Origin of the sequence: Collinsella aerofaciens, from assembly GCF_039752985.1 — a bacterium.
In the GTDB taxonomy this organism is placed as follows: domain Bacteria; phylum Actinomycetota; class Coriobacteriia; order Coriobacteriales; family Coriobacteriaceae; genus Collinsella; species Collinsella aerofaciens_BT.
This window is the reverse complement of record NZ_JBDMHA010000044.1, coordinates 1-9,407: the sequence shown is the minus strand read 5'-3', so window position 1 is coordinate 9,407 and position 9,407 is coordinate 1. Positions and strand designations below refer to the sequence as shown.

Annotated in this window: 6 protein-coding genes; all 6 read right to left on the bottom strand. The window is 61.1% G+C overall.

Annotated features, from left to right (window positions below; genetic code table 11):
* Positions 1-299: 299 nt before the first annotated feature.
* Positions 300-3,011, bottom strand: coding sequence for a DNA gyrase subunit A (gyrA, locus tag ABHR76_RS06885; protein ID WP_346977153.1), 2,712 nt, complete (start codon positions 3,009-3,011; stop codon positions 300-302).
* 41 nt (positions 3,012-3,052) lie between these two features.
* Complete coding sequence (gene gyrB / locus ABHR76_RS06880; RefSeq protein ID WP_346977148.1) at positions 3,053-5,083, bottom strand: DNA topoisomerase (ATP-hydrolyzing) subunit B; 2,031 nt, start codon at positions 5,081-5,083, stop codon at positions 3,053-3,055.
* A gap of 105 nt (positions 5,084-5,188) precedes the next feature.
* Complete coding sequence (locus ABHR76_RS06875; protein WP_328517343.1) at positions 5,189-5,752, bottom strand: DciA family protein; 564 nt, start codon at positions 5,750-5,752, stop codon at positions 5,189-5,191.
* The gene (gene recF, locus ABHR76_RS06870) at positions 5,739-6,845 is read right to left on the bottom strand and encodes a DNA replication/repair protein RecF (RefSeq protein WP_006236184.1); all 1,107 of its coding nucleotides are present in this window, start codon (positions 6,843-6,845) and stop codon (positions 5,739-5,741) included. The genes ABHR76_RS06875 and recF overlap by 14 nt, the downstream gene beginning before the upstream one ends.
* A 10-nt stretch (positions 6,846-6,855) precedes the next feature.
* Complete coding sequence (gene dnaN, locus ABHR76_RS06865) at positions 6,856-7,959, bottom strand: DNA polymerase III subunit beta (protein WP_022094338.1); 1,104 nt, start codon at positions 7,957-7,959, stop codon at positions 6,856-6,858.
* A 238-nt stretch (positions 7,960-8,197) separates the two neighbouring features.
* Positions 8,198-9,407: DnaA ATPase domain-containing protein (locus ABHR76_RS06860; protein ID WP_346977147.1), on the bottom strand; the 1,210-nt coding region annotated here is incomplete at its 5' end.

The following is a 9,407-nucleotide window of genomic DNA, read 5'->3' as shown; positions in this document are numbered from 1 at the left end:
CCATCGCGCAAGGGATATATTAGACGAGTCGTTACGCGCGCGTCAACAACTTTTTTGAAAATCTTTGGAGGGTGTGTCAGACGGCTGGGCGAGATGGGTTAGGTTTGCTGCTCGGGCAGTCCTGCGCAAGACGAAGGCCACATTAAGTGGCCTTCTTTGCGTGCGGAACTCGCGACAAACCTAACCCATCTCGCCCAGCCGTCTGACACGGGGTTCCAAGCTTGTCAAAAAAGCGGTCGGCGCGCAGTGCGCCGACCGCCGATATAAGGGGTCTGATGATTTTTACCAGTCAGGGCCTCTTACTCGTCGAGGAGATCCTCTGGCAGGTCGTTGCCGTCGCCTAGGTCGACTGGGGCTTCTTCGGTGTCGGCTGCGACCTCGGCACCTTCGCCCTCGGGCTTCTCTTTGGCGGTCGTCATGCGGGCTACGGCGCATACGCGGTCGTTGTCGTCGACGGTCATCATCTTGACGCCCTGGGTGGCGCGGCCGGTCTGGCTGATCTCGTCGGTCTTGACGCGAATGACCGTCGCGCCCTCCGTCACGATGAACAGCTCGTGCTGCGGGCCCACCGTCTTCATTGCCGCGAGGTTGCCCTTGCGCTCGGTCATTTGAATGGTGTAGACGCCCTGGCCGCCGCGATTCTGCTCCGGGTAGTCCGCGACCGGCGTGCGCTTGCCGTAGCCGCGCTCGGTGATGACGAACAGATCACCGTTGCCGTTAGTGACTTCCATGCCCAGAACGCTCACGCCGTCCTTCATACCGATACCGCGAACGCCGCTGGTATCGCGGCCGGTGGCGCGCACCTGCTCCTCGGAGAACATGATCGCCTTGCCTGCGGTGGTGGCCAGGATAATCTTGTCGCCCTCGCGCACGCGGCGCACATTCAGCAGCGCGTCGTCGTCACGCAGGTTGATAGCGATCAGGCCGTCGCGACGGCTGCGGTCATATGCGCTCATCACGGTCTTCTTGACCATGCCGCTCTTTGTGGCAAACATCAGGTACTCGTCGGCCGGGAACTCGCGGCAGCTGATGACGCTCGCGATCTTCTCGCCCTCCTCGAAGGGCAGCAGGTTGACGATCGCGGTACCGCGCGCCTGGCGCGTACCCACCGGCAGCTCGTGCACCTTCAGACGATAGACCTTGCCCTTGCTCGAGAAGAACAGCACGTACTCGTGCGTGGACGCGATGAACATCTCATCGATAACGTCATCCTCTTTGAGGTTGACGCCCGACACGCCCTTGCCACCGCGCTTCTGGGCACGGTAGGCAGCCACCGGGATACGCTTAACGTAGCCGGTGTGGGTGATGGTCACGACCATATCCTCGTCGGCGATGAGGTCCTCGACATCCAGGTCCTTCTCAACCTGGCTGATCTCGGTGCGGCGCTTGTCGCCAAACTTCTTGGAGATCTCGCGCATCTCTTCCTTGATGACGCCCAGGATCTTCTCCTCGTGCGCCAGCAGGTCCTCGTAGTAGGCGATGGCGCGGCGCAGGCCGTCCAACTCTTCTTGGATCTTGTCGCGCTCCAGGCCGGTCAGGCGGCGCAGCTTCATCTCGAGGATGGCCGTGGTCTGCTCGGGCGTAAAGCCAAAGCGCTCGATCAGGCGGCTGCTGGCCTCGGAGTCGGTCTGCGAGGAGCGGATGATGCTAATGACCTCGTCGATATGGTCAAGGGCCATCAGGTAACCCTCGAGGATATGAGCGCGGGCCTGGGCTTTCTTAAGGTCGAAGCGGGTGCGGCGGGTGACGACGTCGACCTGGTGGTCGATGTAGTGCTGCAGCATCTCGCGCAGGCTCAGGCATTTGGGAACGCCGTTGACGAGTGCCAGGTTGTTGGCGCCAAAGGTCGTCTGCAGCGAGGTGTACTTATACAGGTTGTTGAGCACGACCTGCGGAATGACGCCCTTCTTGAGCTCGATGACCAGACGGATGCCCTTCTGGTTGGACTCATCGCGCATATCCGAGATGCCCTCGATGCGTTTGTCGTTGACGAGCTGGGCGATCTTCTCCTGCAGGGTGCCCTTGTTGACCATGTAGGGAATCTCGGTAAAGACCAGGCGGTTGCGGCCGGTCTTGGTGGACTCCACATGTGCCTTAGCACGCACGGTAATGGAGCCGCGGCCGGTCTCGTAGCTCTGCTTAATGCCGGCGCTGCCCATGATGATGGCGCCGGTGGGGAAGTCCGGACCTGGCATGATCTGCATGAGCTCGTCAACGGTGGCGTCGGGGTTGTCGATCAGGTAGCAGGTGGCCTCGATCGCCTCGGTGAGGTTATGCGGGGCGATGTTGGTGGCCATGCCGACGGCGATGCCCTGGCTGCCGTTGACCAGCAGGTTGGGGAAGCGCGCAGGCAGCGCCACGGGCTCGGCAAGCGATTCGTCGTAGTTGGGCTGCCAGTCGACGGTATCCTTCTGCAGGTCGCGCAGCAGTTCCATGGCGGGCTTTGCCAGGCGGCTCTCGGTGTAACGCATGGCCGCCGCGCCGTCGCCGTCGATGTTGCCGAAGTTGCCGTGACCGTCGATGAGCGGCGTGCGCATGGAGAACCACTGCGCCAGGCGGACCATGGCCTCATAGACCGCGGAATCGCCGTGCGGGTGGTACTTACCGATAACTTCGCCGACCGTCCAGGCCGACTTCTTGTGCGGTCGGTTGGGGTAGATGCCGCTCTCGTTCATCGCGTACAGGATGCGGCGGTGCACCGGCTTTAAGCCGTCGCGCACGTCCGGCAGGGCGCGCGCCGTGATAACCGACATCGAATACTCGATGAACGACTGCTTCATCTCGCGACCGAACTCCGAAATCTGGAGCTGGCCGCCGTTGATATCCTCGCCGGCCGAGGCGCCGCGATCGACTTCGCCAAAGCTCTCCTCGAGCTCGGCGTCGTCGTCTTCTTCCTCATCATCATCGGCATCGGGGTTATAGGCGTCCGGATCGCCGTCCTCGCCCTGCTCAGCACGGGCAAGCAGGCGCTTCAGATCATCGGGCATACCGGCATCGCCGGCCTCGTCCATACCCTCGTTATTGTTGATATCGTCTGCCACGTTACCTCCTCTTAAGCGTCAAGGAATCGTGCATCATGTGCATGCTTCTCGATGTACTCGCGGCGATAGCCGACCTCGGAACCCATCAGCTCGCGCACGGCGCGGTCCGCCACCACGGCGTCCTCGATCGACACACGCTGCAGGATGCGGGTCTTTGGGTCCATCGTCGTCGAGGCAAGCTGTTTGGGGTCCATCTCGCCCAGGCCCTTGTAGCGCTGGACGGTATAGCCCTTGCGCTTTTTGGTGATCTTGCCGTCCTTGGCCTTGCCGTCCTCGTCGTTATCATCGGGGTTCAGGCCCAGACTCTGGATGGTATCGCGCAGGATCTCGTCTTCGGGCTGGCGGCCGTTGGGATACACGTAGTGGATCTTGTTGCGCACCTTAATGCCAAAGATGGGCGGGCAGGCAACATAGACGTAGCCGGCATCGATCAGCGGACGCATGTACTTGTAGAAGAACGTCAGCAGCAGGATGCGGATATGCGCGCCGTCGACGTCTGCATCGGTCATGATGATGATCTTGTGGTAGCGCGCCTTGGTGATATCGAAGTCGCCGCCGTCGCCGGCACTCGTCGTGACGCCGCAGCCGATCGCGGTGATGAGCGACTGGATGGTGTCGCTCGAGAACGCGCGGTGGTCGCCCACGCGCTCGACGTTCAGAATCTTGCCGCGCAGGGGCAGGATCGCCTGGATGTCTCGGCGGCGGCCGTCCTTGGCCGAGCCGCCTGCCGAGTCGCCCTCTACGATGAAGAGCTCGGTGAGCTCAGCGTCGCGCACCGAGCAGTCGGCGAGCTTGCCGGGTAGCGACGCCGTCTCGAGCAGGCTCTTGCGGCGGGTCGCCTCGCGCGCCTTGCGGGCGGCGTTGCGCGCCTTGCAGGCCTGCTGGGCCTTCTTGACGATCTCGCGAGCGGACTTGGGATGCTCCTCGAGGTAATCGGCAAGGCCGTCGGTCACGATCTTGAGCGTCAGCGCGCGCATATAGGAACTGCCGAGCTTGGCCTTGGTCTGGCCCTCAAACTGCGGATCGGGCAGTTTGACCGAGATAACGGCCGATAGGCCCTCGCGCACATCGTCGCCGGTCAGATTGGCGTCTTTTTCCTTGAGCAGGTTCTGCTTGCGAGCGTAATCGTTAATCACGCGGGTGAGTGCGGTACGGAAGCCCTCGAGGTGCATGCCGCCCTCGGGGGTGTAGATGTCGTTGGCAAACGACATGACGTTCTCGCCGTAGCCGCTATTCCACTGCAGGGAAACCTCAACCTCGCCCATCTTGGCCACAGGTGCGTCCGGGTCCGATTTGCCCTCGATGTAGATAGGCTCCTTAAAGGCCTCGGGGACGTCCTTGCCCTCGTTAAGGAACTTGACGAAGTCGATGATGCCGCCCTCGTAGCAAAACTCCTCCACGTGGGGAGTAGACTCGCGCTCGTCAGTCAGCACGATTTTGAGGTTCTTATTGAGGAACGCCGTCTCCTGCAGACGGTTGTGCAGCGTATCGAAATCGTAAATGCAGGTCTCGAAGATCTCGTCGTCGGGCCAGAAGGTGACGGTGGTGCCCGTCGAATCCGAGGTGCCCACGACCTCCATCTTCTTGACGGTCTTGCCGCGCGAGAACTCCATCTCGTAGGTGTTGCCGTCGCGACGAACCTGAACGACCACGCGCTTGGACAGTGCGTTGACGACGGAGATGCCAACGCCGTGCAGGCCGCCCGAGACCTTATAGGCCGAATTATCGAACTTACCGCCGGCGTGCAAAATCGTCATGACGACCTCGAGCGTCGGGATCTTTTTAACAGGGTGCTCGTCGACGGGGATACCGCGCCCGTTGTCGACGACCGTGATGGAGTTGTCGGCGTGGACCGTCACCTGGATCTCGGTGCAGAAACCGGCCATGGCCTCGTCGACGGAGTTGTCAACGATCTCCCACACCAGGTGATGCAGACCGCTGGCGCTCGTCGAGCCGATATACATGCCCGGGCGCTTACGAACGGCCTCGAGACCTTCGAGAATCTTAATCTCGCCGCCATCGTAATCGTTTTCGTTTGCCACACGTCCTCCTTCAGTCAAGAAAATGTGTACAGCCTTACTAGTTTATCGTAAAAAAATACCCTCGGGAACGAGGGTATTTGGCTCTACAAGGCCACCAGATGCGATTTAAGGCTCTTTTTTGCTTTGCACGCCCTTGGCCCACTCGGCACTGGCTCTCATGGCGTTCTCGAGGGCCTCGCGCAGTTTTTGGTCTTCGATGGGCGCCACTTGGCGCTCAATCTCGGTGCGCTCGGCATCGCTGAGGTCGGCGTGTGGGGCCGGCGGGCGCTCGGTCGCCGCTGGGCGAAGGCGCTCCTTGGCGGCGGGCGGCGTGTGACCGGGCGCGGTGGTTTTGAACACCAGGCCATCCACATGCGCACCGGCGCGCTCCATGCGCGCGCGGATGATCTCGCGCAACAACGTCATTTCCTGCGTCCACGAGGGCGAGTCGAGATATACCAGCAGCTCATTGGACTCGGGCAGGTAGCGCAGGCCCGTCACATGCCGCCCCTCGCGCGTGCCCGAGCACACCGCGTTCCACGCGCGATAGACCGCGCGCGACTCCTCGGCGGCCTCCATCTGCGCACGGCGCTCAGGGGTCGCAGCCGCCAGGATGCGCTGGCGCTCTGCGTTCAAAAAGCCACTGAAGGCGACCGTTTCGCTCTCGCGCTCGTAATTAGCACGTCTCACCCATGCTCACCACCTTGGCTCGATCAAGCAGGTCATCGGTAAAGTACCCCAGGTTGGTCGTGGTTATGACCGTCTGGATATCATCGCCGATCAGCCGCAGGAAAGCACCGCGGCGTTCGCCGTCGAGTTCGCTCATCACGTCGTCCAAAAGCAGCAGTGGGGCGGTGCCCAGGACATCGCGAGCCACGGCCACCTCCGCCACCTTCCAGGCCAGAACCAACGTTCGCTGCTGACCTTGGCTGGCAAATGAACGGGCGGAGCGACCCGCCACAGCAAACTCAATCTCGTCGCGATGCGGTCCCACCAACGTCACGCCGCGGCGAATTTCCTCGTCGGCGTGCTCATCAAGGGCAGCCAGCATGCGCTCGTACGCCCAGCCCTTCAGCTCTTCGCGATCATCGACCTGGGGCAAATCCCCCAGCGTGGACGCATAGGACACGTTGGCGGCTTCACCGGACGCCACTTGCCCGTAGGCAGTACGCACATGGCCCGCCAGCCGGTCGAGCAGGGCCAACCGGTGCACGAGCAGAGCCGCGCCCGCGCGGGCAATCGAATCGTTCCACGCGCCGAGCATCTCGCGGCAGCACCAGGCCTCCTTGAGCAAGGCGTTACGCTGGGTCACGCAGCGACCATAGGTGCTCGCAAGATCGGCATAGCGTGCGCTCAGTTGCATGCCAAAGTCGTCGAGGGCGGCGCGGCGCACACTGGCGCCTCGCTTAACCATGTCCAGATGGTCGGGGCAAAACAGCACGCTCGGCAGAACCCCGCGCACACCGGCGGCAGAGCATCTCTTGCCGTTGCGGCTAAACGAGCGTTTACCGTCCTCCGCGCTCAATCCCATATCAAGCACGCGGCCGTCGCCCTCGAGCCTCAGCTCGACCTTGCACGAGCCCACGCCGTCATGGACGAGCTCGGCTGCGGTCGGATGCCTAAACGAGGCGCCGCTCGTCAGCAGCTGCAGCGCCTCTATGAGATTGGTCTTTCCCGCCGCGTTGGGTCCCGCAAGTATCGTCACGCCCTCGTCCAGGGCAAGGCGATAGCTATCGAAGCTGCGGTAGTGCGCGACGGAAAGATCGCGGGCGAACATGGTCATAGGGCAGTTGCTAGATGCGGACCGGCATGACCAGGTACAGGTAGTTGATCTTGTCGTAGGACTTGAAGATGCCCGCCTGCGAGTAGCTCTTGAGCTCCAGCGTGATCTCCTTCTCCTTGGACAGGGCATTGAGGCACCCGAAGATGTAGTGGTAGTTGAAGGCGATGGTGCCCGACTCGCCCTCGGCCTCGACATCGATTGTCTCCTGCGCAAGGTCCTGGTCATTGGAAATGGAGGACAGGCCCATCTGCCCGTTCTCGACATCGATCTCGAACTTGACGGCGGGGTTGGCGCTCGCGATAACGGCCACGCGCTTGAGGGCGGCGTTAAAGGCGGCGACGTCGATCTTGACGCTCGTCACGCACGAATCGGGGATGAGCTGCTTGTAGTTGGGGTACACGCCCTCGATGCGGCGCGACACGTAGGTGGTGTTGCCGGCCTCAAAGACGACCTGGGTGTCGGTAGCCCCGATCATGATGGTCGCCTGGCTGGCCATGATGTTCAGCGCGTCGTTAAAGGCGTCGGCCGGAACGTTGAGTTCAAAGGAGCCCTCGAGGGTTGAGGTCTCGACCTGCGTATCGCACACGGCCAAGCGGAAGGAATCGGTCGCCACCAGGCGCACGGTGTTGTTCTCGACCTTCATGTGCACGCCACCCAGGATGGGGCGGGCCTTGTCGGTCGAGGTGACGCGCCACACGCGACCGACCATTTCGGACAAGATATCGGTCGGCAGCTCCACGGCGCTCTCGATGGCATAGGCCGGAAACTCGGGGAAGTCATTGGCATCGAGCGTGTTCAGCCTAAAAGAGCTCTTCTCGCAACCAATCAGCACCTGGCGCTCGGACAGCTCAAAGGTGACCGGGGCATCGGGGAGGGTCTTGGTGATATTGGAGAGCATCTTACAGGGGATAACCATCTCGCCCTCTTCTTCGACATGCGCCGCGATGCGATGACGGATCGAGATGGTGTAGTTAGAGGTCTGGAATTCCAAGATGCCGTCTTGGGCCTTGACGAGCACGCCCGACAGGATGGGAAGGGTGGATGCCGAAGCGACACCCTTCATAACGACGCCGATGGCTTGTGTAAGCGAGCTCTGGCTGACGGTGAACTTCATCTTTTAATACCTTTCTATAGATATAAATATCTTAATAATAGTAATAGCACTGACGAAACTGTTGATTACTCCCAAAGACGCAGGTCAGACCCAGAAAGAGAATCGACAGCAACCTGTGTGCAACAGGGGTGGTTTTCCACGTTCAAAACCTGCGCAAAACTTTTCATCATCGCGGGTTGGGTTTTAGACACCTTATGCCCGTGGTTTCGACAAGTTTTCAACAGGTGTCTCTATTTCCCTACGAGCGCAGTGTAATTTTATCGCGCAGCGACTTGAGGTCTTCGGTGACGGTGCGGTCTTCCTGGATCATCTTCTGGACCTTTTTGTAGCTCGTGCTGACGGTCGAGTGGTTGCGGTTGCCAAATTCGGCGCCCACCGCCGTGGTCGTCATCTCGCACATCTCGATGGCCAGATAGATGGCAATGTGGCGTGCCTTGGCGATATTGGCGTTGCGTCGCGGGCCGATGAGCTCCTCGTGCGTCACGCCGTACTGCTCTTCAATGACGGACTGAACCGTTTGCACGTTGATCTTTTTGGCCGATGTGTCGAAGTACTGGCCGGCGATGGCGTCGATATCGTCAAAGGTGAGCTCTCCGCCCTCGCGCTCGCGGTCGCCCGCCTCGCCGGCGCAGCGCTCGCAAAAGCTCTCGAGTTCGCGGATGTTGGTGCCCGAGACCTCGGCCATGTGTTTAAAGTGCTCGTCGGTCAGGTGTCCGCCGTCGCCCCCATAGGCCGCCAGCAGCGAGTCGTCGCCTGCCTCGGGAGCGGCGACGATGGTGTTTTCGTAATAGCGCTGCAAGATCTTGTATTTCATCTCGTAGCTGGGCTCTGCGACCAGGCAGAGCATGCCGGCGTTGAAGCGGCTGGTCAGACGCTCGTCCATGCTCAGGTCCTTGGGGGCGCGGTCTGCCGCGATGACGACCTTCTTGTTGTTGCGGATGAACTCGTCCATGAGCTGGAAAAAGTAGTCCACGCTCGCGCGCTTGCCGATGATGTTTTGGATGTCATCGATGATGAGTACGTCCACGCCGTGGTACGCCTGCATGATGGGAGCGTTGCTCTTCTTTTGACGGTCGAACTCGGTCATCAGGTCGTCCAGATACGCCTGGGAGTTGGCATACTTGACCTTGATCTCAGGCGACTTCTCGGCGAGCTCGTTTTTGATGGCAAGCAGCAGGTGCGTCTTGCCTAGGCCCGATTTGCCGTAGATGAACAGTGATGTGCATGTGCCGCGCTCGTCCGCGAGGGCGGCAAACTTGAGTGCCGAGCGATAGGCATGGCTGTTCTCTGGGCCGTAGACAAAGTTCTCAAAGGTAAATTTTGAGTTCGCGGCGAGCGGGGCTCCATCCGTATTCTGCTCGGCCGGCACGGTCGGTGCTGACATGGGTGAAGCGGGGGTCGCAGCTTGCGTGGATTTAGTCGGCGCTCCGCCCTTCATCTGGTTCATC

Excerpts from the sequence above, each read along its gene's own strand:
- recF (WP_006236184.1), bottom strand. The coding sequence starts at position 6,845 with ATGACCATGTTCGCCCGCGATCTTTCCGTCGCGCACTACCGCAGCTTC.
- gyrA (WP_346977153.1), bottom strand. The coding sequence starts at position 3,011 with ATGGACGAGGCCGGCGATGCCGGTATGCCCGATGATCTGAAGCGCCTG.
- dnaN (WP_022094338.1), bottom strand. The coding sequence starts at position 7,959 with ATGAAGTTCACCGTCAGCCAGAGCTCGCTTACACAAGCCATCGGCGTC.